Annotated in this window: 21 protein-coding genes; 18 read left to right on the top strand and 3 right to left on the bottom strand. The window is 41.0% G+C overall.

Annotation, left to right across the window (positions count from 1 at the left end):
- A complete protein-coding gene (locus C0V77_RS20385) occupies positions 1 to 984 on the bottom strand; it encodes a glycosyltransferase (protein ID WP_101728233.1) in 984 nt (327 codons plus the stop codon).
- Positions 985 to 993: 9 nt separating this feature from the next.
- On the bottom strand, positions 994 to 1,902 hold the full coding sequence (gene rsmH / locus C0V77_RS20380; RefSeq protein ID WP_101728232.1) for a 16S rRNA (cytosine(1402)-N(4))-methyltransferase RsmH: 909 nt from the start codon (positions 1,900 to 1,902) through the stop codon (positions 994 to 996).
- Positions 1,903 to 2,270: 368 nt separating this feature from the next.
- On the opposite strand from rsmH, the gene C0V77_RS20375 reads away from it, so the two are divergent.
- Positions 2,271 to 3,473, top strand: a complete 1,203-nt coding sequence (locus C0V77_RS20375) for a PAS domain-containing sensor histidine kinase (protein ID WP_101728231.1) — start codon at positions 2,271 to 2,273, stop codon at positions 3,471 to 3,473.
- 7 nt (positions 3,474 to 3,480) lie between these two features.
- On the opposite strand, the gene C0V77_RS20370 is transcribed toward C0V77_RS20375, so the two are convergent.
- Complete coding sequence (locus C0V77_RS20370; protein ID WP_101728230.1) at positions 3,481 to 4,695, bottom strand: acyl-CoA dehydrogenase family protein; 1,215 nt, start codon at positions 4,693 to 4,695, stop codon at positions 3,481 to 3,483.
- 166 nt (positions 4,696 to 4,861) lie between these two features.
- Here C0V77_RS20370 and C0V77_RS20365 point away from each other — a divergent pair, with 166 nt between their 5' ends.
- The 17 genes from C0V77_RS20365 (at position 4,862) to C0V77_RS20285 (ending at position 25,090) form a co-directional block, all read left to right on the top strand.
- Complete coding sequence (locus C0V77_RS20365) at positions 4,862 to 6,256, top strand: BamA/TamA family outer membrane protein (protein ID WP_101728229.1); 1,395 nt, start codon at positions 4,862 to 4,864, stop codon at positions 6,254 to 6,256.
- 108 nt (positions 6,257 to 6,364) lie between these two features.
- Positions 6,365 to 6,841, top strand: coding sequence for a hypothetical protein (locus tag C0V77_RS20360; RefSeq protein ID WP_143706146.1), 477 nt, complete (start codon positions 6,365 to 6,367; stop codon positions 6,839 to 6,841).
- A gap of 165 nt (positions 6,842 to 7,006) precedes the next feature.
- Positions 7,007 to 7,735, top strand: a complete 729-nt coding sequence (locus tag C0V77_RS20355; protein ID WP_143706145.1) for an SOS response-associated peptidase — start codon at positions 7,007 to 7,009, stop codon at positions 7,733 to 7,735.
- A 278-nt stretch (positions 7,736 to 8,013) separates the two neighbouring features.
- The gene (locus C0V77_RS20350; protein ID WP_101728226.1) at positions 8,014 to 8,445 is read left to right on the top strand and encodes an Hsp20/alpha crystallin family protein; all 432 of its coding nucleotides are present in this window, start codon (positions 8,014 to 8,016) and stop codon (positions 8,443 to 8,445) included.
- A gap of 266 nt (positions 8,446 to 8,711) precedes the next feature.
- Entirely contained in the window at positions 8,712 to 10,253 is a 1,542-nt protein-coding gene (locus C0V77_RS20345) for a Do family serine endopeptidase (protein ID WP_101728225.1), read from the top strand.
- A 354-nt stretch (positions 10,254 to 10,607) separates the two neighbouring features.
- Complete coding sequence (gene pseB, locus C0V77_RS20340) at positions 10,608 to 11,627, top strand: UDP-N-acetylglucosamine 4,6-dehydratase (inverting) (RefSeq protein WP_101728224.1); 1,020 nt, start codon at positions 10,608 to 10,610, stop codon at positions 11,625 to 11,627.
- Positions 11,628 to 12,815 carry a UDP-4-amino-4,6-dideoxy-N-acetyl-beta-L-altrosamine transaminase gene (pseC, locus tag C0V77_RS20335; RefSeq protein ID WP_101728223.1) on the top strand — a complete coding sequence of 396 codons (1,188 nt, stop codon included), beginning with the start codon at positions 11,628 to 11,630 and terminating at the stop codon, positions 12,813 to 12,815.
- Positions 12,812 to 13,444, top strand: a complete 633-nt coding sequence (locus C0V77_RS20330; protein ID WP_101728222.1) for a pseudaminic acid biosynthesis-associated methylase — start codon at positions 12,812 to 12,814, stop codon at positions 13,442 to 13,444. Before pseC ends, C0V77_RS20330 begins: the two co-directional genes overlap by 4 nt.
- Positions 13,445 to 13,451: 7 nt before the next feature.
- Positions 13,452 to 14,138: a pseudaminic acid cytidylyltransferase gene (gene pseF / locus C0V77_RS20325; RefSeq protein WP_101728221.1), complete on the top strand. Its 687-nt coding sequence runs from the start codon at positions 13,452 to 13,454 to the stop codon at positions 14,136 to 14,138.
- The gene (locus tag C0V77_RS20320; protein WP_101728220.1) at positions 14,135 to 15,154 is read left to right on the top strand and encodes a GNAT family N-acetyltransferase; all 1,020 of its coding nucleotides are present in this window, start codon (positions 14,135 to 14,137) and stop codon (positions 15,152 to 15,154) included. Before pseF ends, C0V77_RS20320 begins: the two co-directional genes overlap by 4 nt.
- Positions 15,151 to 16,191, top strand: a complete 1,041-nt coding sequence (pseI, locus tag C0V77_RS20315; protein WP_101728219.1) for a pseudaminic acid synthase — start codon at positions 15,151 to 15,153, stop codon at positions 16,189 to 16,191. The genes C0V77_RS20320 and pseI overlap by 4 nt, the downstream gene beginning before the upstream one ends.
- 217 nt (positions 16,192 to 16,408) lie before the next feature.
- A complete protein-coding gene (gene rfbA, locus C0V77_RS20310) occupies positions 16,409 to 17,266 on the top strand; it encodes a glucose-1-phosphate thymidylyltransferase RfbA (RefSeq protein WP_101728218.1) in 858 nt (285 codons plus the stop codon).
- A 306-nt stretch (positions 17,267 to 17,572) separates the two neighbouring features.
- Positions 17,573 to 19,942, top strand: a complete 2,370-nt coding sequence (locus C0V77_RS20305) for an SLBB domain-containing protein (protein WP_101728217.1) — start codon at positions 17,573 to 17,575, stop codon at positions 19,940 to 19,942.
- A 76-nt stretch (positions 19,943 to 20,018) separates the two neighbouring features.
- Positions 20,019 to 21,059, top strand: a complete 1,041-nt coding sequence (locus C0V77_RS20300) for a Wzz/FepE/Etk N-terminal domain-containing protein (RefSeq protein ID WP_101728216.1) — start codon at positions 20,019 to 20,021, stop codon at positions 21,057 to 21,059.
- A gap of 290 nt (positions 21,060 to 21,349) precedes the next feature.
- Positions 21,350 to 22,630 carry a nucleotide sugar dehydrogenase gene (locus C0V77_RS20295; RefSeq protein WP_101728215.1) on the top strand — a complete coding sequence of 427 codons (1,281 nt, stop codon included), beginning with the start codon at positions 21,350 to 21,352 and terminating at the stop codon, positions 22,628 to 22,630.
- 343 nt (positions 22,631 to 22,973) lie between these two features.
- On the top strand, positions 22,974 to 24,101 hold the full coding sequence (locus tag C0V77_RS20290; protein WP_101728214.1) for a DegT/DnrJ/EryC1/StrS aminotransferase family protein: 1,128 nt from the start codon (positions 22,974 to 22,976) through the stop codon (positions 24,099 to 24,101).
- Between the two features lie 227 nt (positions 24,102 to 24,328).
- On the top strand, positions 24,329 to 25,090 hold the full coding sequence (locus C0V77_RS20285; protein ID WP_143706144.1) for a hypothetical protein: 762 nt from the start codon (positions 24,329 to 24,331) through the stop codon (positions 25,088 to 25,090).
- Positions 25,091 to 25,391 lie beyond the last annotated feature (301 nt).

Here is a 25,391-nt window from a genome sequence, read left to right as displayed (position 1 = left end):
TTATTGGTTTTTTTTGAGTCGATGTGGCAATAACGCAAAAAAACTATAGGTACTTACAAGCCATACCGGTAGTATATAATCGCGGATTATTTCCTTTTTAGTTGCATAAGACGGTTTTGCTAAACGCAGGTATTGAATAGCTGCAAAAACCTTTTTGAAGTAGGTGTTGGCATACTGCCTGCTGTCTAAAAGCATTCGGTAATAACGGGCAATATTCTTGTTGAGCGTGGTATGAAACCGGCGGTTTAGCTCTTCATCTATACCGCGGTACATTCCAATACGGTTTTCCAGAAATTCTGCATCGGCATAGCCGTCGGTGAAGCTCATGCCGCTGTGGCGATTTTTTCGGTAGACTGACATCACCTTATTTATGTACCTGAACTTGCCTCCGTTTTTACCCAACAGGATATAACGCGGGATGTCGCCGCTTTTTGATTCATGAAACCATTTCGGATAATTGGTAATAACTCCATGACGAAACAAAATGGCCGAAGTGGCTATAAACCAGACTTCGTCTTCACCAATAAAATCTTCAATGGAAACTATTTCTTTCTGGTCTGGAGGGTTCACGAACTGATTCGGATGAGAATCATCATCAAAAATGATTTCGGCATTATGAAAACAGGCCACATAATCAGGGTTGGTGTCCAGAAAATCAGCCATCTCTTGCAGCTTGTTATCGTCTGTCCAGTAGTCATCGCCATCCATTGGTGCAATGTATTGTCCTTTTGCTACTTCAAGGGCCACCAATGTATTATTTTTACCAAAGCCACCCAGGTTTTTTTCATGCAGCAGCGGTACAATTATGTTCGGGTATTTCTGATGATATTCTTTTATAATAGCGGCCGTGTTATCTGGCGACGCATCGTCACCCACTATTACTTCAAAACTAAAGTTCACCTTCTGGCTAAGAATAGAATCTAAGGTTTTACGAATAAACGGCTCATGCTTATAAGTTAAAACCACTACGCTTACTTTTATCATCTCATGCTTCTATTTAAGGCATTCAGCAATGCGCAACTTAGCGCTTCTTGCTCGTGGATTTCTCTCGATTTCTTCCGCGCCTGCTTCAATTGCTTTTCTTGTTACAGCTTCCAGAGGTTTTATGTCGTTTCCGAAGAAATCTTTCTCAACTTCACCGCTAAACTTACCGCTTCTGATGAAGTTTTTCACCAGCCGGTCTTCCAGCGAATGGTAAGACATCACCACCAATCGCCCACCGGGTTCCAATACTTCGGGCGTTTGTTGAAGAAACTCTTCCAGCACTGCCATTTCCTGATTCACCTCAATTCGCAATGCCTGAAAAACCTGTGCAAAATACTTGTTTTCTTTACCGCGCGGAGTAAATTTATTGAGTATGCCCTTTAAATCATTTATGGTTTCAATGCTTTTATTCAGGCGGGCTGTATAAATGGCCTGAGCGGCAGTGCGGGCGTTTTGGATTTCTCCGTACATGCCCAGTATTTTATGTAATTGATCAACCGAATACTCATTTACAATGTTTTTGGCCGTGATATCGGCTTTCTGGTTCATCCGCATATCCAGCTCGGCATCAAACCGGGTTGAGAAGCCACGTTCGGGGGTATCAATCTGATGCGAAGAAATACCGAGGTCGGCCAGAATACCATCTACTTTTTTTGCACCAAACAAACGCAGGTATTGCCTGATATTCCTGAAATTTGCATCAATAAACGTAAAGTTTTTAGAATCTATCAGTTTCGATTCTGCTTTGGCGTCGGCGTCCTGGTCAAAAGCATACAATTTGCCGGCGGTGAGTTTTTCCAGAATTGCCCTTGAATGGCCGCCTCCACCAAATGTTACATCTACATAAATACCATCGGGCTTGATGTTCAGGCCGTCGAGGCATTCTTTTAACATAACAGGAACATGGTAGGCAGACATAAATTGCGGTTTAATAAACCTGTTTGAACTTTTAATTTAGTGCCGAAAATGAGATATTTTTTGCTCAGATGAAGTAATTTTTGAGTTCGTAGCAGGGCTACGGACGAGACAAATTACTGAAATATGAGTCTAAAAATAGCCATTTACAGGCGAAAGAAATAAGTGCAAACAGGTTAAATATCAATAATAATTGCAAAAATAGTGAAAAAACAAAATACTTCTGCCCCGTGCAAAGTATATCTGTCTGTAATGTGAGTTGGCTCAAACTAAAAATGGTGCTGTTATCGTTAAAGTTTTATGCGTTAATTAGCAGATTATCTGAAAAATACGCAGTTTTATCATAAAAACCAGTCAAACTTATTTAGTAAATGGCACGCAGAGAGGTATTTGTAAATATATATGAGCAGGTAACGGGTTGGAGATTCGTACTGATTTTTCTTTTACTGATAATAGGTGCAGCCGTATTGTATTATTTTAACCAGCTGGGGCAGCAGGTTGAAGACCGTGAAAAGAAGTATGCGTCTCTCTACGCAGCTGGTATAGGCTTTACCATTCAGGAGAACGGAAAAGATTGCCAGTATACCTACGTACAGGAAATGCTCGAAGCCAATGAAACCGTGCCTATGATAATAGTTCTGAACGGTGTGCCGTCTGAGTATTCGCAGAATATACCCGAGCTGGAAGACAAGAAAAAGAAATGGACAGCAGAGGATAAAATGGATTTTAAGTATAAAATGGTAGCTGCTATGGGGCAGGAGCATCCGCCTATACAGTTTGTGGTAGGCAGAGACATTGGCTATGTTTATTACAGCAACTCGGTAGTAGTAAAACAATTACGATACTTCCCATACATATTGCTGGCAACGTTTCTGGTCTTTGGTTCAATGGCTTATATTGCTTACAGTTCGTCTCGTAAGGCAGAACAAAACCGTGTCTGGGTCGGGTTGGCTAAAGAAACAGCGCATCAGCTGGGTACTCCGATTTCGGCCTTGATGGCATGGGTTGAGGTATTGCGGTCGAATCCTGATTTTGATACGTCTATTGGCGATGAAATGGAGAAAGACGTAAAACGCCTGGAGACTATCACCACCCGTTTTTCAAATATCGGGTCTGTGCCGCAAATGAGTCAGGAAACATTGCCCGAAATGGTTGAGCAGTCGTTGAAATATCTTGAAAGAAGAATTTCTACCAAGGTAAAAGTTCATTTTGAAAGCCGCATACCTGCCGAAACCAGAGTGGAAGTAAACCGGCATTTATTTGAATGGGTAATAGAAAACCTCTGCAAAAATGCAGTTGATGCCATGAGCGGCAAAGGAGAATTATTTGTAAGCCTTATGCCCTTAACAAAAAGCAGGATAGCCATTGATGTCCGCGATACAGGTAAGGGTATTACCCCGGCCAATCTGCGTAAAATATTTAAGCCGGGGTTCAGTACCAAAAAAAGAGGCTGGGGGCTTGGCTTAACACTTGCCAAGCGTATTATTGAAAACTACCATGATGGTAAACTTTTTGTGAAAGAAACGCAAACAGATAAAGGCACTACTTTCAGAATTGTGCTGCATGAGGCCTAGCTTCAAGTTATTTCTTTCTTACTTCAAGCCCATAGCCTTTCAGAATACCGCGGGCAAGTGCGGCTTTGTGCACCTCATCGGCACCATCATAAATACGGGCAGCCCTTTCGTGCGAGTACCAGTGTGCCAGCAGTATGTCGTTGGTCATGCCCAACGCTCCGTGCGTCTGTATTGCTCTGTCAATTACCCTCAGCATCATGTTGGCCGTAAAGAATTTTATCATAGATATCTCATCGCGCACGGCTGCGGCACCCTGCTCGTCTATATTTTTGGCTGTTCTTAAAACCAGCAGTCGGGCGGCATCAATCTCAGCACGGCTTTCGGCAATAAAGCCCTGAATAAACTGTTTTTCGCCCAAAACAATCCCTTCTTCCATCTCTCTTGAAACGGCGTATTGGCACATCAGCTCAAAACTTCTTTCGGCTATACCAATAAAACGCATACAGTGGTGTATTCTTCCGGGTCCTAGTCTTTCCTGTGCCAGTAAGAAACCGCTACCCTCTGCCCCAATGAGGTTGGCCTGCGGCACACGCACGTTTTCATACGTAACTTCGGCATGGCTTGCCCAGCTGTCGCCGGCATGGCCCATAATCGGTATGTTTCTTACAAGGGTAAAGCCCGGGGCATCAGTAGGTACCAGTATCTGGCTGGCTCTTTTGTGCGGCGCAGCATCCGGACTCGTTACCGCCATTACAATAGCAAAAGCGGCGCCATCAGCCGATGACGTAAACCATTTGTGCCCGTTAATTACATAATCGTTTCCGTCTTTTACGGCAGTGGTTCCCATGCGGGTAGGGTTAGAGCCTGCAAATTCTGGCTCTGTCATAGAAAAACAACTTCTGATAGCCCCGTCCATCAGGGGTTTCAGGTACTGGTCTTTCAAATGTGCTGGGGCATATTTGTGCATCAGCTCGGTATTGCCAATATCGGGTGCCTGGGTGTTAAACACAAAATGGCCAAAGGGCGTCATGGCCAGTATTTCGCTAATCTGTCCAAATTCGCAAAGGCTTAATTCAAGTCCCCCGTCAGCTTTAGGCAAATGCAAGCCCCATAGCCCCGCCTTTTTTACAAGTTCCCGCTTTTGTTGAAGAACAGGCTCTATGTATGAGAAATTATGCGTCAGATTTTCAGTAGTTTCCAGCGGATATAATTCATTGACAACAAATTCTTTAATGCTGGGTAATAGTTTGCTTATTTTATCGGTAATGAAAAGGCGCTCCATACAACATGGTTTTTAGGTTGAATGCGTAAATATGGTAATAATTTAGTTTTCCTGTATTGATTTCTGAAATTTTAAGATTATTCGTAGAAAATACCTTAATTTTGGATTTTAGAAATTGATTCCGCCTTTCTGTTCTGAAACAAAATTTCCTATCTGCCTGCATTGAATGAGTAAATTCAGCCTTTTTTTTCTGTTTGGTTTGCTGACACATTTCGGCTGTCTCGGCTATGCGCAGGACTCCGTTTATGTGAGGCAGATATTAATTAAGGGCAATACACGCACCAAAGCCAAAATTATTATGCGCGAGGTGGCTGTAAGAGAAGGAGACAGTCTTAACAAAGCAACGCTGACAGATGTGCTTGAAACCGACCGCCGGAAGATTGTTAACACGAATCTGTTTATTACAGTGAATATTGCCGTTGCCGAAGTAAGCAGCACAGTAATTGATGTTGAGATTGAAGTAAAAGAGAGGCTCTATTTTGTGGCGTATCCGGTTTTTTATCTGGCCGACCGCAACATAAACGAGTGGTGGTATGAACGTCGCCGCGATTTAAGCCGAACCATTTTTGGCGTTTACAGCAGGCACTCAAACCTGACGGGCAATAATGACCAACTGAAACTAAGGGCCGAATTTGGATTTGTGCCTAATTTTGAAGTGGCGTACTCAACGCCTTATCTGGACAAAGAACTTACCAAACGTATTTCGCTGGGGGCCTTGTATGTAATGAACAAAACAATGGCCTACCGCACCTGGCAAGATAAGCTGCAGTTTTTTCAGAGCGAAGCCCGGCAGCGTGAGCGGCTGTATCTGTATTCTGTCTTCAGCCAGAGAAAAGGCTTTTATCAGAGCCAGCAATTAGAATTGAGTTATACGCAGGTCCAGATTGGAGATACCATAGCAGCGCTTAACCCTGATTATTTTCTTCATGCCAGGCAAAAACAGAGTTACTTTCTGGCTAGTTATGCTTATATTTATGATAAACGCGATAACCGCCAATATGCACTCGACGGGTACCTGATAAGTTTTTCGGCAGCCAAATATGGTTTGTTGCCTACCGATAATGTTAATCTGTTTAGTCTTGCGGCTGCTTATACGCAGTATATTCCACTAGGTAAGAAATTTTATGCCAATTACAGCCTGAGAGGGCGGATGTCTTTACCTCAGAAACAACCGTTTTTGCAAACACTGGGGTTGGGCTACCGAAATGACCTTGTACGGGGCTACGAGCTGTACGTAATTGACGGCCAGCAATACGGTCTTCTGAAAACTAACTTGAAGTACAACCTGTTTAATCGTACCTTTGACCTGAAACGATACCTTAAGATAAAGCAATTTAATACTTTTCCACTCGCGGCATACTTAAATTCATTTATCGACGTTGGGTACGTTAGAAACCGTTATTCAGCGCTCAATAATAGCCGATTGGCCAATAAACTGATAACCGGAGCAGGCATTGGCCTTGATGTTGTAACGTTTTATAACGTGGTGGGGCGGGTAAATTATTCATTAAATGGTTTAGGAGAGAGAAGAGTGTTTTTTGCAGTAACCAGAGATTTTTAAATACGGAACAATAAATATTGTTATAATTCAAACAAATCCATGAAAGTCTACATTTTTGTATTAATTTTGTTCATCCTTGCTTGTAGTAACCCCCAAGAAAACCAAAAAGTGGAATCAAAAGAAGTGCAACCAACAGATGCGCCTGCAACCACTAATGTTCAGAATCTGGCGCGTACAATTATGGGTACTGGCGAAGGATTGCTTAGAGGTGTAAAATTCGGCGACTCAATTGAAGATGTCAGGAAAAAAGAAACTGTTGAGCTCTTTGAAGAGGATGAATCTCATCTGGGTTATTCTTTTGACACCGAAAACCTTGAAACGGTAGATATACTGTATGAAAAAAACAGCCAGAATCGCGTTTCGGGTATTGGTCTTGATATTTACATGAATACCGACGACACCAATGAAAAACTCAAACGGGAGCTGTCTGACTTATTTACGGTCAGGTACGGAAAACCGGTTTCTGAGAATCCTAGTCTGGTATGGGCCATCAAACCTGCAGGGCAGGTGAGCATTAAAGTTGTTAAAAACAAGTTAGACAGAGGTTTGGAGATTAGGTTCTCTCAACCACCTAAGTCTATTTAAATATGTGCAGGGCGGCGCTTTATACCTCTGCCTGCAAGGCATCTCAAAACAAAAAAGGCACTTAACGGGTGCCTTTTGTATTTACAGGGCGGTTTGAAAGCCCGGCCTTCATAATTGATTTACTGGCGCCCTTTGTATTCAGGCCTTATTTATTTAAATGTAGCTATGTGCAGTCATTTATCGCTTAATCAAAAACCACAGGTAATTGCCGAAAGGTACCGGCTTCAGAGTTGGCAAAAAATAAATGAGCTGCTACCGGTGTATCATAACAATGCTTATAACTACCAGGTTTGGCCGGTTATTACTGGTATTGAGCCAGATGCACTACAGTTGATGCATTGGGGGCTGATTCCATCATGGGCCAGAAGCAACTTGCAGGCAGACAAACTAAAGAAAAATACCATAAATGCCCGCATTGAAAGTATATTTGAAAAACCATCTTTTGAAGACGCAGCCCGCAGAAGACATTGTCTGATACCAGCTACAGGTTATTTTGAATGGCAGGACATTAAAGGAAAAAAATACCCGTATTTTATTTATCTCAAAAGCGGTGAAGTTTTTAGTATGGCCGGAATATGGGATACCTGGACAGACCATGACACCGGAGCCACCAAAGACACGTTTTCTATTCTTACTACCGAGGCCAATCCGCTGGTGGCCGGAATCCATAATCTGAAACAAAGAATGCCGGTAATATTAACCGAAGAAACAGAGAATGCCTGGCTCACCGGCGGATTTGATGCTACCTCCATTCAGGTATTTATGAAGCCCTTTGATGCGCATAAAATGGATGCCTACACCATTGGCAGGCATATCACAGAAAAAAACTCTGATACACCCGCTGTACTAAAGCCATACACCTATCCGGAATTTATGCAAACCAGTTTGTTTTAAGTACTTTCTTAAATGAGATAATAAACGTAATAAGTCAGGTAAAAAAACATTTGGCATAGTGGAATTGGTCACAGACCGGTTCCACTATTTTTTTATGCCGTTTTAGCAGGGTTCAAAACAGGGCGCGTGTCAAATTGACATGAAAAATAACGTGTAAAATGTGGTTTGCAGCCACTTTGTCATTATTTTGCTGGTGGTACACAAATTGTATATTATGAATACGTAGCCACAACGGAGTGGCAAATAAAAATGTTAAACAATATTAAATTTATAAAACCATGGCAACATTAGTTAGAAGTTTCGCACCTGCATTCCCTTCATTATTAGAAAACTTTTTGAACGACTTTGAGCGCGTTGCGCCAACACATCAACATTCATTCCCGGCTGTTAATGTCCTGGAGAACGAAAACTTATATAAACTAGAACTGGCTGCTCCGGGATTAAAAAAAGAAGATTTCAAAATCAATGTTCATGAAAATGTATTGACCATTTCAGTTGAACAAAAAAGTGAAACAGAACAAACCCAGAACAACGGTAAGTACACACGCAAAGAGTTTAACTACTCTTCATTCAAGCGTTCGTTTACATTACCGAAAACTGTAGACAGCGAAAAAATTGCAGCAGCATATAATGATGGCGTTTTAGCACTTGAACTGCCCAAAAAAGAAGAGGCAAAACCAAAAGAGCCTCGCCTGATTGAAATAGCTTAATTAAAGTAATATTTACAACAAAGGCAAGATTCTGAAAGGTTTCTTGCCTTTTGTTGCATACCGCAATACCCCTAGTTAAAATTTGTTAAAAATACCGCCGGCTACGAATTATCATAAATACTTTTGCGTTAAATTTGTACAAAGCAATAGTATAATTTTATTTGTACCCTAAAAGAAAGAAGACAGGATTTGATAATATTTTACTAATGGCCGGTTTCCGGTCAGTGTAATCAGAACAATTCAGTTTTAAATTAGCTTCCAGAACTATGAACAACACATTAAAAACAATCGGTATTGCTATTGCAAGTAGTATCGTTACCATAGGTGGTTATCGTATGTTGGGTCTTGAAGGAAAAGATGTTATTTTTAATGAGTCATCTTCAACTCCTGCTATCAACAGACTAGCTAACTATTCAGGCGGAGCGGCCGTTCCCGGCGACTTTACCTATGCAGCAGAACTTTCAACGCCATCAGTAGTACACATTAAGGCCAAGTCGTCTCGTATGGTGCGTCAGCAACGCTCTATGTTTGATGATTTATTTGGCGATGATTCCCCATTCGGTTTCGGAATCCCCCGGGGCGGAAGCCAGCAACAGGAATCTTCAGGTTCTGGAGTAATTATAGCGGCAGATGGCTACATTGCCACAAATAACCACGTAGTAGAAGGAGCAGACGAGCTGGAGGTTATTACTTCAGACCACAAAACCTACAAAGCCAAAGTGCTGGGTACTGACCCTTCAACAGACATCGCTGTTATTAAAATAGATGGCACTGGTTTTCCTGCCATGTCGTTTGCTAACTCAGATAACGTAAAAGTTGGCGAGTGGGTATTGGCCGTAGGTAACCCTTTCAATCTTGAGTCAACAGTAACTGCAGGTATTGTAAGTGCCAAAGGCCGCAATATTGGTATTCTGGCGCAAAAACAACAAATGTTCAGACGTAACAGCGACGACCGCCAGCAAAGAACATCAGATGCCATTGAATCATTTATTCAGACTGATGCCGCAGTGAATCCCGGCAACAGTGGTGGGGCTCTGGTGAACCTGAAAGGAGAGTTAATAGGTATTAATACTGCCATAGCCAGCCCTAACGGCGCTTATGCAGGTTATGCATTTGCGGTGCCCTCAAGCATTGTGAAAAAAGTAACTGCCGACATCGTGAAATACGGTAATGTTCAACGCGGATACTTAGGCATTAACCTGTTGGAGCTTGACAGCAAAAGAGCAGAAGAAGTTGGTTCAAAAGAAACATCGGGTATCTATGTAGCTGACGTAATTGAAAACGGCGCTGCCAAAGCCGCCGGTATCAAAAAAGGCGACGTAATTGTGAAAGTGGATGGTGTTGAAACCAAAAGCGGCCCAAGATTACAGGAAATGATTGGTCGTAAACGTCCGGGTGAATCAGCAATGGTTACCGTAATACGCGACGGCAAACCAAAAGATTTCGATGTAGTGCTACGTAACAGAGACGGCGGACGCGACATTCTGAAAAAAGAAGCTGTTGAAGCCGACAGAGCTTTTGAAAAACTAGGGGTAGAGCTGTCTGACCTAACGCCGGCAGAAAAACAAAAACTCGGTGTTCAGGGTGGTGTAGTAGTAAAAAGAATTTATGATGGCGATATTGCCGATTATACCGAAATGCGTGAAGGATTTATTGTTTTGAAAGTAGGAGAGCGCAAAATTAAATCGGTCAGTGAATTTAAAGAAGCCATCAAGAGCGCAAAAGAAAATGGAGACGATGGCGTACTGATTTGCGGTACTTACCAAAGCATATCACGCACGGTTTGTTATGGCGTTTCTTTAGAATAGTACCAGGGCGCCAACAGATATCAATCAGGCTCTTGCAATCAGATAGTATTTCAAAAAGCAGTAGTAATTCAAAAATTGCTACTGCTTTTTGTTTATAGCACAGGGTAAAAGCCGTAATGGGTTTTTACAAAATGCTTTATATGTTTTATGATGCCAGTTTCTGATTATTGTATCAAATCCTCAGCCAATACCGTGTATCAATAGAAGTAGTTGGCTGTTCTGTTCTTTTTTCGTTCAATCTTAACTAATTTTGTGCCTTCATGCACTCATGGGTTAGTGAACTGTTAAAAAATATCGTCGTGGTTATATCATAAATTTACCATTGATATTTTTTGAGCCAAACTTAAACATTCTATGTCATTTACGCTGAAAGATAAATCAATCCTTATTACCGGAGGAACAGGCTCGTTAGGTAAAGCTCTTACTAAGCATATATTAAGCAGGCATCCTGAAATAAAGAAATTAATCATCTTTTCCAGAGATGAGCAAAAACAATTTCAGATGGCGCAGGAATACCCCGACAGCAAGTATCCGCAAATGAGGTACTTTATAGGCGATGTACGTGATTTTGAACGCCTGAAACGAGCCTTACGTGGGGTTGATTTCGTAATTCATGCCGCAGCCATGAAACACGTGCACATTGCAGAGTATAACCCGATGGAATGTGTAAAAACCAATGTTTTAGGTGCAGAGAACGTTATCAATGCCTGCCTGGAAACAGATGTAGAAAGGGTAGTGGCTTTATCGACAGACAAAGCCTGTGCACCTATCAATCTTTACGGAGCCACCAAGCTGGCATCAGACAAACTATTTGTGGCAGCCAATAACATAAAAGGCTGGAACCCCATCCGGTTTTCGGTAGTTCGTTATGGCAACGTAATGGGGTCAAACGGTTCGGTTATTCCCTTCTTTATGAATAAGCGTAAAGAAGGAATTATTCCTATTACAGACCCCAACATGACCCGCTTCAATATCTCTCTGCAAGGTGGTGTAGACATGGTCATGCATGCGTTGGAACACGCCTGGGGAGGCGAAATTTTTATACCGAAGATTCCTTCATACCGTATTCTGGATGTGGCTGAGGCCATAGCGCCTGAATGCGAAACAAAAATTGTTGGAATAAGACCCGGCGAGAAAATTCATGAAGAAATGATTACCGAGTCAGACTCGTTCCTGACCTACGATCTGGGTAAGTACTTTACCATTCTGCCTTCTATGCATAAATGGAAAATTGAAGATTTTACGGCCGGGTTTAATGCGCAAAAGGTACCGGTGGGCTTCAGGTACACATCTGCTGAAAACACAGAATGGGAAACAGTTGAGAGCCTGAGAAATTTGATTAAAGAACATGTAGACTCAAACTTTAGTGTATAAATGAATGTCATTCCCTATGGAAAACAACATATAACTGAAGAAGATATAGCCGTTGTTATTGAAACCCTTAAAAGTCCGTATCTGACACAGGGGCCTAAAATAAAAGAGTTTGAAGATAACTTTGCCCGGTTTATTGGCGCACGTTATGCCGTGGCGGTTTCAAACGGCACAGCAGCTCTGCACTTATGTACTTTGGCATTGGGTGTAAAAGAAGGGCAAAAGGTTATTGCCACACCCATTACTTTTGTGGCGTCGTCTAATTGTGTAAGATATTGTGGCGGCGAGATTGTGTTTGGTGATATTGACCCTGAAACCTATCTGCTCGATATCAACGCTGTAAGAGCATTACTGGAAAACGCGCCTGAAGGAACATATACCGGAATTATCCCGGTCGATTTTGCCGGAAGAGCCGTTAACATGGAAGCCTTCCGGAAACTGGCCGATGAATATAACCTCTGGATAATTGAAGACGCCTGCCATGCGCCGGGTGGATTTTTCAAAGATTCAAACGGTGTAAATCAATATTGTGGAAATGGTAATTTTGCCGACCTGGCAGTTTTCTCGTTTCACCCGGTTAAACACATTGCCTGCGGAGAAGGGGGCATGATAACCACCAATGACGAAGAATTGTACAAAAAACTGCTTCAGTTAAGAACACACGGTATTGTGCGCGATACCAACTTATACACCAACAGCATTGAGCTGGCGGGCGGAGCCGGCACCTACCCCGGCTGGTATATGGAAATGCAGTCGCTTGGCTATAATTACAGAATTACCGATTTCCAGGCAGCTTTAGGCAGCAGTCAGTTACAAAGAATTGACCACAATCTGGCCAGCAGAAGAGCCATTGCAGCCCGGTATGATGCGGCCTTCAGAGATTGTCCTTTCATTAAGGGGCATTCGGGTGTTGTAGAAGGCCATGCCTATCATCTGTATGTAATAGAGGTAGACAACCGCCTGGGCTTGTATAACCATCTGCACGCGCATAATATTATGGCTCAGATACACTACGTACCCTCGCATATCATGCCATATTATCTTGATTTAGGCTGGAAAGAAGGCGACAGACCTATGGCAGAAGCATATTACAAGCGCTGTTTGAGTATTCCGATGTACCATACCCTTACTACCGACGAGCAAAACTTTGTTATAGATTCCATCCTTAATTTTCTGAACACCCAACCATGATAGAAAAGAATTATATCACACCGCAGGAAGAGTTTTGGGCGGGCAGCTTTGGTAATGAGTACATTCAGCGTAATCAAAGTCAGGAGTATCTGGCGTCTAACCTCAACTTCTTTGTAAAAGCTTTGCATCAGGCGGGCAAACCCAAATCTCTTATAGAGTTTGGCGCTAATATCGGTATGAACCTTAGAGCCATCAAGGCTTTGTATCCGGGCATTGATTTAGGAGGTATTGAAATTAATGAAGAAGCTGCGGGTGAATTAAGAAAAGTTATAGGTTCTGAGAACGTCTTTCAAGGTTCTATTCTTGAGTATGAGCCGGTAAAAAAATATGAGGTTGCGCTAATAAAAGGAGTCTTGATTCATATCAACCCTGAGGTGCTGCCTGTCATTTACCAGAAACTCTATGATACCTCGGGCAGATACATTCTCATTTGTGAATATTACAACCCGTCTCCGGTCTCAATTAATTACCGCGGGCATACCGACAGGCTCTTCAAACGAGATTTTGCCGGAGAAATGCTCGAGAAATACACTGATTTAAGCCTGGTAGATTACGGCTTTGTTTATAGAAGAGACCCGGCGTTCCCTCAGGATGACATCACCTGGTTTTTAATGCAGAAAAAGGACTAACAGGCACATGGGCAATATAGCTATTATTCCGGCAAGAGGAGGAAGCAAGCGGATTCCTCGGAAAAACGTAAAAGACTTTTGCGGAGAGCCTATTATTGCCTATTCCATAAAGGCGGCATTAAAAAGTGGTTTGTTTGATGAAGTGATGGTATCTACCGATGATAGCGAAATTGCCTCTGTCAGCCGGCAATTGGGCGCCAGTGTCCCTTTTCTCCGGTCGGCAGCAAACTCCAATGACTTTGCCACAACCGCCGCGGTATTAACAGAGGTGCTAACCCAATACCAAACTATAAAAAAAAGCTATCAGTACGGGTGTTGCATCTACCCAACTGCCCCCTTTACCTCTGTTCAAAAGCTAAAGGAGGCTTATGCGCTGCTTAATGCCAATGGGTTTGATACGGTTTTGCCTGTTCAGCGTTTTTCGTTTCCAATTCAGCGTGCTTTTTATAAAGAACAAGACCAAATCAGTTGGGTAGAGCCACAACATGCCCTTACCCGCTCTCAGGATTTACCCCAGACCTATCATGATGCGGGGCAATTCTATTTCTTTCATGTAAGTTCTTTTCTGAAAAGCCAGAAACTGATTACCTCTAATTCAGGAGCGGTTGAAATAAGCGAGCTTGAAGGACAAGACATTGACAATGAAACCGACTGGAAACTGGCTGAATTGAAATTTAGACTGATGAATTCATGAGAAAATATGCCTGCCTGACGCAACAGATATTTGGTTCTGAAAAATATGCCATTGTGCCTCTGCGAGACCAGGATAAATATGACATAATGCAGTGGCGGAATGAGCAGATTTATCATTTAAGGCAGGCCGCCCCGCTTACTACTCAGCAGCAGGAATGGTATTTCGATAAGGTGGTGGCTCAATTGTTTGAAACAGCCAAACCAGCTCAGTTGCTTTTCTCTTATCTTGAAAATGACACCTGCATTGGCTATGGTGGATTGGTACATATTAACTGGACAGACAGGCATGCTGAGATATCGTTTATCATGAAAACCAGCCTCGAAAAAGATTTTTTCGAATTTCACTGGCGTACTTATCTTTCTTTAATTGAAAAAGTTGCTTTTGAAGAGCTGAATCTGCATAAAATATTTACTTATGCCTTTAATTTGAGGCCTCATTTGTATGTGGCTATTGAAAAAAGTAATTACCAGTTAGAAGCCACATTGCCAGGCCATTGCTTATTTGAAGGTAAATTTATTGATGTGCTTATTCATTCAAAGTTTAATGATATCAATATCAGAACAGCCAGTGAAACCGATTTGATGCGTTATTTTAACTGGACTAATGACGAAGAGGTACGGAAACAATCTTTTAACAGCCAACCGGTGGTACTTGAAAATCACCGGCAGTGGTTTCTTAAAAAAATAAAAGACCCCAACTGCCTGATGCTTGTTTTTGAAGATGCCCGCCAACAGCCAATAGGGCAGGTAAGATTTGAAAACAACCCCGATAAGCAAAATAGCATTGTTGGTGTATCGATTGATAAATCATTCAGAGGGAAAGGGCTGGCTGGGCAATTGCTAACAAGGGCTGTGCGGTATTTTTTAAGAGAAAACCCCGGATACACCATTGAGGCGTATATAAAAACCGAAAATAAAGGGTCAATAGGCGCATTTAAAAATGCCGGCTTTTTGTTTACTAAAAACTTAGATTATCAGGGCTTTGAAACTGTATTATATACAAGGAGGAATCAATGAAAATAGCGAATTACAGCATAGGGCAAAACCATAAGCCATTTATAATTGCCGAAATGAGCGGCAATCATAATCAGTCATTAGAAAGAGCCCTGAAAATAATTAAGACAGCCGCTGAATGTGGGGCCGATGCCATTAAATTACAGACTTATACAGCCGATACCATAACTATCAACCAAAGAGGCGGGCTTTTTGATATCAAAGACGATACTTCGCTCTGGAAAAACCGGAATCTTTACGAATTGTATGAAGAAGCGCACACCCCCTGGGAATGGCACGAAGCCATGTTTAAATGTGCCGCCGACAATAACATTATCTGTTTTTCTACCCCATTTGATGATACGGCTGTAGATTTTCTTGAAAACCTGGGCACACCGGCGCATAAAATAGCTTCTTTTGAAAACAACCATTTCCCGCTGTTGAAAAAGGTTGCCAAGACGGGGATGCCCGTCATTATGTCAACAGGTGCCAGTACACTGGCCAACCTTGATGAAGCCGTAGCTGTTTTACGGGCTAATGGTTGTAAAGACCTGGTGCTGCTGAAATGCACAAGCAACTATCCGGCCAGTCCTGAAAACTCTAATGTTCGTACTATTCCACACCTGCGCGATTTGTTTCAGTGCGAAGTAGGCCTGAGCGACCACACCATGGGCATTGGCGTACCATGTGCAGCAGTAACATTGGGGGCAACCGTTATAGAAAAGCACTTTTGCCTGAGTCGTGCCGAGGGCGGAGTAGATTCAGCTTTTTCGTTAGAACCTGACGAACTGAAATCGTTAGTGATTGAAACCGAAAGAGCCTGGCAGTCGTTGGGGGTTATTCAGTATGGTGTTCAGGAATCAGAAAAGAAAAGCCTTTTGTTTAAACGCTCAATTTATGTAGTAAAAGATATCAAATCGGGCGAGGCATTTACTGAAGAAAACTTAAGGGTAATTCGCCCGGGAGACGGTCTACCGCCTAAGTACTATGAAGGGCTGCTAGGCAAAATCAGCTATACCGACTTAAAAGCCGGCACTCCGTTGCAGTCAATCGAATCATAAGAAATTTATTTGAGCTGGCAAACAGGGTATTCGATACCCCGTTAATCCTTCAATCTGTATTTTTCAATTACTGGTTATTTATAAATTTTCTATAAATTTACTATACCATTACGTAAGAAAGATTTAACTTTCCGTCAAAGTATCTTCTTGATTACGTTGCAGTTTAAGTTAACCTGACACGAAATCTTAAAGTTTCGTATTACTTTATTATAAACATATGAAAGGAATTATTCTCGCCGGAGGCTCTGGAACCCGTTTACATCCGCTTACACTTGCTGTGAGTAAACAGTTAATGCCAGTCTATGATAAGCCAATGATTTACTACCCGTTGTCGATACTTATGCTGGCAGGAATCCGCGAGATTCTGATTATCTCTACTCCTCATGATTTACCTCACTTTAAAAAGTTATTGGGCGATGGGAGCAGAATAGGTTGTGAGTTCAGCTATGCCGAACAACCATCGCCTGACGGCCTGGCGCAGGCTTTTATCATAGGTGCCGATTTTATCGGTAACGACAGTGTGGCATTGGTATTAGGCGACAATATATTTTATGGTAGCGGTTTAAGCAAATTATTGCAGAGCAGCACCAACCCCGACGGCGGCATTGTGTTTGCCTACCAGGTGCATGACCCGGAAAGATACGGTGTTATTGAGTTTGACGATAACCGTAAGGCCATTTCTATTGAAGAAAAACCTCAAAAGCCTAAGTCAAACTTTGCCGTGCCGGGTTTATACTTCTATGATAACAACGTGGTAGAAATCGCCAGAAACATAAAACCATCACCGCGTGGCGAACTGGAGATTACCGATATCAACAAAGTTTATCTTGAAAGTGGCAGACTTAGTGTAGGTATTATGAACCGAGGTACTGCCTGGCTCGATACCGGCACATTTGTTTCTTTAATGCAAGCCGCCCAGTTTGTACAGGTTATAGAAGAAAGACAAGGCCTTAAAATTGGTTGTATTGAAGAGGTGGCATACAGAATGGGCTTCATAGATGCAGGCCAGCTTGAAACCATAGCCAAGCCCCTTGTTAAAAGCGGGTATGGTCAGTATTTATTGAATCTAATCTGATATTCGTATATTTTGTTGTTCCTGAAATTCTCTAAAAAGAAAACAGGCAGCGTTTTTCTTTAATGGAAAATGATTCTGCGCCTAACCAAAATATCTTTCTGCTTTGACAACACAACCTGACTGTGAATAGAAAATATATCGGAGATATTTAATGATTCTCCGGCACATGGATGGAATAATAGGTGATTGCAATGGCTGATATTGGGTTTTATCAGAAATGTAAAATGGGCGCCTGCTAATGGGTTTGCCGTAATTGTTGTTTTTTAATTTTACCCTAATTTAAGATTCCTACGTATCATTCAAATCATGGCTTCACTTAAAACTATTTTTAAGGTTCTGGTATTAATGCTTTTTATTTCAGAAGTAGCGTATTCTCAGGTTACCCAACAAATGCCCGAAAATGTTGATAAACTAACCGACAAGCAGCTGGAAGCACTTATTAAAGCCGCAGAAAAAAGAGGACTGTCTGATGCACAAATAGAGGCAATGGCTATTGCTAACGGATATAGCGCTCAGGACATAGCCAAAGTAAAAGAAAGAATAAACCGCCTCAATAACAAATCGACCAACGATAAAACCGGTGTTGATAAAACAAGGAAATCAGATGATTCGAACAGAAAAAGAGAAACCGGCGGCCGTGAGCAATTAGGAGACGTTGATGTAAAAGATTTATCTGCCGAGTCTAGGCCGGAAATAGTTAATAGAAAAGATTCAGTTGCAAAGAAACCTGTCATATTCGGGAGCCAGCTCTTCAACAACAAAAACCTTACTTTTGAGCCGAACCTGAGGCTGCCAACACCCAAAAACTATATTCTCGGGCCTGACGATGAGCTAAGAATTGATATTACCGGCTATGCGTATCAGCATTACAGCACTACGGTGTCGCCAGAAGGCACCATAAAAATTGAAAATCTCCAGCCAATTTATGTAAACGGCAATACAATTGAGCAGGCAAAGGGCAAAATTGTTGCCCGGCTTAAAACTATCTTTGCAGGCTTAAGAAACGGCACGCTGAATGTAGATGTTACACTGGGCGATGTAAGAACTATAAAAATAACGGTTGTCGGAGAAGTACAAAACCCGGGTACTTATTCGCTCTCTTCGTTGGCAACTGCTTTTAACGCATTGTATCTATCTGGCGGCCCCACAGAAAAAGGGTCTTTAAGAAATATTCAGATAATACGCGACAACGCTGTTATCAAAAAAATAGATGTGTATAACTTTCTGCTTAAAGGAACCCGCGAAGATGACATGAACCTGACAGACCAGGATGTCATTCTGGTGCCGGTAGTTCAGAACCGTGTCAGAATTACAGGGCAGGTAAACAAAGAAGGTATTTTTGAGCTGAAAGAGAATGACAACTTCAAAACCCTGCTTGAATATGCCGGAGGCTTCACAGATAAGGCCTACACAGCCACAGTGAACGTAACAAGAAATACCCAGAGCGAGAAGAAAATCCTGACTTTCGACCCTCAGGCCAATCCGGAGTTTGTTACCCAAAACGGTGACCAATTCCTAATCGGCACTATACTTGACCGTTTCGAAAATAAAGTAGGAATTAAAGGAGCAGTAATGAGACCGGGCGAGTTTGCCTTGGGCGGTCAAATAAAAACCGTCAGGCAACTGATTGAGTTCGCCAAGGGTTTGCGTGAAGATGCTTACCCCGACCGTGCCATTTTAGTAAGAAAAAAAGATAATTTTGATTCTGAATACCAGGCAATTAACTTAAGAAAATTGCTGAATGGAGAAATAAGTGATATAGAATTGAAGAGGGAAGACCAGTTGCTGATAAAATCTATCGGCGAAATCAGAGAAGATAGGCTGGTTTATATTGAAGGGGCCGTTAATATTCCGGGCTTTTATGAATTTGCAGAAAACATGGAAGTAAAAGACCTGATTCTTCTGGCCGGAGGGTTATCTGACGGAGCCACCTCAAAGCGCGTTGAAATTGCAAGAAGGTTATATAATGACGAATCGAACGATAAAACAACTGAAATTATTAATTTCAGTTTAAGCTCGGTACAAGGAAACGAAAATTTGACCAAACTAAAGCCTTTCGATAAGGTGTTTATTCGGAATCTGCCTAATTATGACGACCAGCCGACGGTACAGATAGTTGGTGAGGTAAATTATCCGGGTAGTTATGCCATAGAAAATAAAAGCGACCGCATTGTAGATATTATTGACCGGGCAGGTGGACTAAGAAAGGAATCAGATATTACCAGCGCTAAACTTTACAGAGATAACCGACTGGTTTTTGTAGATTTTGAGAAGGCACTTAAAAACAGAAATACTCCATCAAATCTTTTTCTGGAAAACGGAGACAGAATAGAGATTCCTAAAGAAAGGCAAACGGTTACTATTGCAGGGCAGGTGCTTAATCCTACCAGTGTGGCTTATCAGCCGGGTTTTGTTTTCAGAGATTACATAGCACAAGCAGGGGGCTTTACCGACAGCGCTTTTGTAAGAAAAACCTACGTAATATACGCTAACGGTAGCACAGACAGAACCAGAAGCTTTTTAGGTATAAAGGCGTATCCGAAGGTGAAGTCAGGTATGACCGTAATGGTGCCAAAAAGAAACAGGGTTAGAATGACCACCGCCGAGCGAATAGCATTGAGTACGGGCTTAGTTTCTTTATCTGCCGTGTTGCTAACGCTCATCAGGCTTATATAGATATTTTTTGATTGAACGCCCCAATAGTTGTTGCCGTAGAAAGTGGAAGTTAAATAGAAAGCATAAGGATTACCCAATGAAGGAATCAACAAATAATACAGTTAGTCTTAATTTCAAGGCTCTTTTTCAGGTTATCTGGAAAGAAAAAATTCTTATTTTTTTAATCATACTGGCTTCGGCAGGTATAGGTCTCTGGTATGGCTTTTCACAAAAAGAGCAATTTACTGCTCAGGGAAAAATACTGCCCGAGATGCTGGGCAGAGGGGGGTTACGTCTTGGTAATTTAGCGGGTATTGCAAGCCTTGCCGGTGTAGACATAGGTAGTGCAGATGGCACCGAGGCGGTAAGGCCTGATTTGTATCCGGATATTCTTAAGAGTACTCCTTTCTTTCTGGAGCTTTTCAAGCAGCCTGTTGTAACCAGAGATAACCGAAAGATAACCTTTGAACAGTTTTATGAGGGCGAATTTGAAAAAAAAACTGACGAGAAACAGAAAGATACTGTCAAGGCGCCACATAATCAAAACGGCGTTCTTGTAATTGGTAAAAAATACGAACAAAGAATCCAGGCCTTGAAAGCAAGAATTGTAGGCGTTATTGACAAAAAAAGTGGGGTTATTAATATATCTGTTAAAATGCCCGACCCTTATGTGGCAGCTGAGGTAGCAAATTTTGCTATGAATTATCTTACGCAATATGTAACGCGCTACAGGGTAGATAAGGCACAGAAAGACCTTGATTTTTTAGAAGAAAGGGTAAATGTAGCCAAGGGCAAATATTACTTTAACCAAACAAAAAAGGCACAGTACAGCGACCAGTTTCAGGAGTCAACCATGAGGTTACAATCGGCTGATATTCAACGTGAAAGAATAGAGTCAGAATACCGTATGGCTTCTACTTTTTATAATGAACTTTTAAAAAAATATGAGGAAGCAAAAATTAAAGTTCAGCAGGAAACACCCGTTTTTAAGGTTTTAGAACCCCCAACAGTGCCTACCAGAAAAAGTGAACCAAGAAAAAGTTTAATTCTATTAGTAGCAGTATTTATAGGCGGCTTAATTGCCCTGATAGCCGCTTTGATAAGAAATAACAATTACTCAAAAGTTATAAATAGCTAAGGCAGCCTTTAGCTATGGTGTTGGTTGCAATAATACTTGGTGTTAAATACCAAGGGGTGTTTTAATGTATAATATAGCAGCAGATAACTAATGCTACATTAAAGAAACGCCTCGTACAATAAAATTTTCAGGGGTGTGCTAAAAGGTTCACCCTGTTTTTTCTACTCTCTGTCGCTGCGTTTGTAATCAATCGGCTTTAATGCCAGTTCTAACGAATAGAATTTTAATTAGAGGTGAACTGAAATTCTGAATAGCCAATAGAATCAATACATGCAAGCCATTTCATCATCATGCGCTTTAACGATATACAAATTACAATAGTGGGTCTGGGATATGTTGGCTTACCGCTTGCTGTGGAATTCGGGAAGAAGTTTCCGACTATAGGCTTTGATATAAATATCGATCGTATCCGTGAGCTTCAGAATGGATATGACAGAACAAAAGAACTAAGCAGTAAAGATTTGGAGTCTGCCGACAAGCTTGCATTCTCTTCTTCACTGGTTACCGATGAGATAAAACCAGGCAGGCAAAATGTATACATAATCACTGTTCCAACACCGATAGACAGCTTTAAAAGGCCTGATTTAAAATACCTGCTGGCGGCATCTCAATCGGTTGGCAGGGTATTGTCAAAAGGCGATGTTGTCATTTATGAAAGTACTGTGTACCCCGGTTGCACAGAAGAAGATTGCGTGCCGGTTTTAGAGGGGTACAGCAACCTGCGCTATAATCAGGACTTTTACTGTGGTTATTCACCTGAGCGGATTAACCCTGGAGATAAACTGCATACACTCACAAAAATTAAGAAAGTTACCGCAGGAAGCACCCCCGAAATTGCAGATTTTGTTGATAAACTTTATGCTACTATAATTGAGGCCGGTACTTTTAAAGCTGCATCAATTAAGGTGGCTGAGGCTGCCAAGCTGATTGAAAACTGCCAGAGAGATATCAATATAGCTTTTATGAATGAGCTGGCACTTATTTTTGATAAAATGGAGCTTGATACGCTTTCTGTGCTTGAAGCAGCCGGAACAAAGTGGAATTTTCTGCCGTTCAGGCCTGGCCTTGTTGGTGGTCATTGTATAGGGGTCAATCCGTATTATCTGGCATATAAGGCAGAGGCATTGGGGTATCATCCACAGGTGATACTTGCCGGCAGGAAGATTAATGACTACATGGGCAAGCATGTAGCGGTAGAGACGGTAAAACTTCTGATAAAAAATAACGTAATTGTAAGTAAAGCAAAGGTACTGATTTTAGGTATTACCTTTAAAGAGAATTGTCCGGATATCCGTGATACAAGGGTGTTAGATGTAATAAATGAACTGACAGACTATGGCATTTCTACTGATGTTTTTGACCCCTGGGCAGTGGCAGACGAAGTAAAGGCGGCTTATGCAATTGAATTAAAAGAAGATTTGAATTTTAAAGATTATGACGGCATAATACTGGCTGTAAATCATTATCAGTTCAATGGGTCTGTCATTCAAAATTCTCTGAGAGATTTTACCGGAGTAATTTATGATGTAAAAGGCCAGCTTGATAAAGAGATAATTGATAAAAGGCTTTGATAAATTGGTTATCTAAACGATGAACTTCGCTTAATCAATTGATATTATGAATGGTTGAAATATAAAAATAGAATGAAAACTAAAGATTTGATTAAATTGAGACTGAAATTTATGGTTTCAAATATCTTTAGGGTATAATTAGAGTAAAATTATTCCATATTTTAAAACCAAAAATCTTAAAATGAGGATTTGAATGCTTAAAAAAAGAGTTTTACAGGTTTTTTGAAATTAATAATTGTTTTATCGTAAGCGAATGACAATTTAAAATCAAGAACAGAATTATTGTTTAAATATTTCATTATAATTATGAAAGGTAGTTCCGCAAAGAAAATTAAGTAAATTGATGTCTGAAAACAAAATATGGTTGTCATCTCCTCATATGGGAGATAAGGAGATAAAATTTGTAACTGAGGCTTTTGAATCAAATTGGATTGCCCCTCTAGGTCCTAACGTGAATGGCTTTGAGCAAGATATCTGTAATTATACAGGCATTGCGCACACAGCAGCTTTAAGTTCAGGAACAGCGGCTATTCACCTGGCTTTAATTTTACTCAACGTTGGCAGCGGAGACGAAGTGCTTTGCTCAAGTTTTACTTTTTCAGCTACCTGTAACCCAATCGTTTATCAGGGAGCTACCCCAGTTTTCATTGATTCTGAAGAGTTAACCTGGAATATGGACCCCGAAGCACTGGAAACCGCAATTAAAGAGCGGTTGGCCATTGGTAAAAAACCAAAAGCTATTATTCTGGTGCATTTGTATGGAATGCCAGCGCAGTTAGACAAGATACTTTCTATTGCGAATAAATATGATATTCCACTGATTGAAGACGCCGCAGAGGCTCTGGGTTCTTTTTTTAAAGGCAAAAGTTTGGGTACTTATGGTAAATTTGGCATCTACTCTTTCAATGGCAACAAAATTATTACCACTTCGGGTGGGGGGGCATTGGTATCTGATGAGAAAGATATGATTGACCGCTCCAGATATCTGGCTACACAGGCGCGTGATAATGCACCTCATTATCAGCATTCGGCTATAGGGTATAATTATCGTATGAGCAATGTTTGTGCGGGTATTGGCAGAGGTCAGATGTTGGTGTTGAACGACAGGGTAAGTCAAAGAAGAGCCAACTATACTTATTACAAAAACGAGTTGGAAGGTAATAGTGAAATAACGTTTCTTGATGAGCCTACTTCTGATTATTTCTCAAACAGATGGTTGACCTGTATATTGTTTGAGAATTATGAAAAAAGAGAAAAAATCAGACTTCATCTGGAAAAACACAATATAGAATCACGGCCCTTATGGAAACCCATGCATCTTCAGCCTGTTTTTACTGATGCCCCTTTTTATGGGTCAGGGGTCTCGGAAGTATTGTTTAACAGGGGTTTATGTTTGCCCTCTGGCTCTAACCTGAGTGCATCTGAACTGGAAAGGATTGTTTCAGAGATAAAGAAATGTATTCAAGAATAATTAATTGCTCTTATACATTCAAACTTAGATACACTTTTAAACCATATATGCTTGCTTTGTTTCAATTTGTTTTTTCAAAGAAGTTAAACATCAGGCAGTTAAGGGTATTTTTATCTATAATTAAAAAAATAGCCTCCAATCAATAAAAAAAATAAATAATATTTTTTTTGACGTAAAAACCTGTATATATTAGCGCGTAATCAAGTCGAAACTTTAATTTGCCACGTATGAAAACAATCTTTACCAAATCATTTTGCATACTTGCCATGTTTTCTGCAAGTACTTTGGTGGGCTTTGCTCAAAAAGAAAGAAGTAACGTGGGTATTGGTACAACATTACCGCATGAATCTGCCGTTTTAGATATTAAGTCTTCAAGCCAGGGTCTTCTTATACCTCGTATGTCATTGCAGCAACGTAATTCCATTCAGAATCCTGCCAATGGGTTGATGGTCTATCAAACTGATTTGATTTCAGGGTTTTACTACTATAATGGTAGCGAATGGAAAGGTATGAGCTTAGATAACCTTAGCCCTCTTATTAAAGGAGAATTTGACAATAAAAATGTCAGAATAAACCTGGGTTCTTCGAAGTCGAGCTCTCTGGGATTTCTTGCCGTTGGTAATTTTGATGCTGAATTCCCCATGCCGACCAACAATGAGTATCGCCTTATTGTTCAGGACGGAATCATTACTGAAAAAGTAAAAGTTGCCTTGAAAAGCTCTAAAGACTGGGCCGATTATGTATTTGAGCCTTCTTATGAATTAATGCCTCTTGATAAAGTTGAATCTTTCATAAAAGAGAACAAGCACCTGCCTAATGTTCAGTCAGCAGAAGAATTTCATAAAAATGGCCTTGATGTATCTAAAACAAGCGCCAAATTAATGGAGAAGATAGAAGAGCTTACGCTGTATATGATTGAATTAAATAAAGAAGTAAAAGCCTTGAAGTTGGAAAATGAGCAACTAAAAAAGGCGGTTTCTAATAAATAATTCCGAGTTTTTTTAGGGAGTTGCCGTTTTAAAAGTAGCTCCCTTTTTCTATGTCCAAAATATAAGAACAGGGCTTTTGAGTGTACCAAGTGCAGGCTTTTATCTGGCAACTGAAGTTTTGTGCTTAGAAGAAAGATTTAATAATGTACTAAGTATCAGTTTTTCCTTCCGTGTATGAACTTCTGTATTGGAGTGCCGTTAGTTTTGACTTTTTTATAACACCCTAAGTCTTCTCTTATAATTTATTGATTCTATTAGTTATTGCATTCTGATAGTATAAAACCAATCAAACATGCGCTAT

The organism is Emticicia sp. TH156 (assembly GCF_002855535.1).
GTDB lineage: Bacteria > Bacteroidota > Bacteroidia > Cytophagales > Spirosomataceae > Emticicia > Emticicia fluvialis.
The sequence above is the reverse complement of the archived record's forward strand: the minus strand, read 5'-3'. Positions and strand labels throughout refer to the sequence as shown.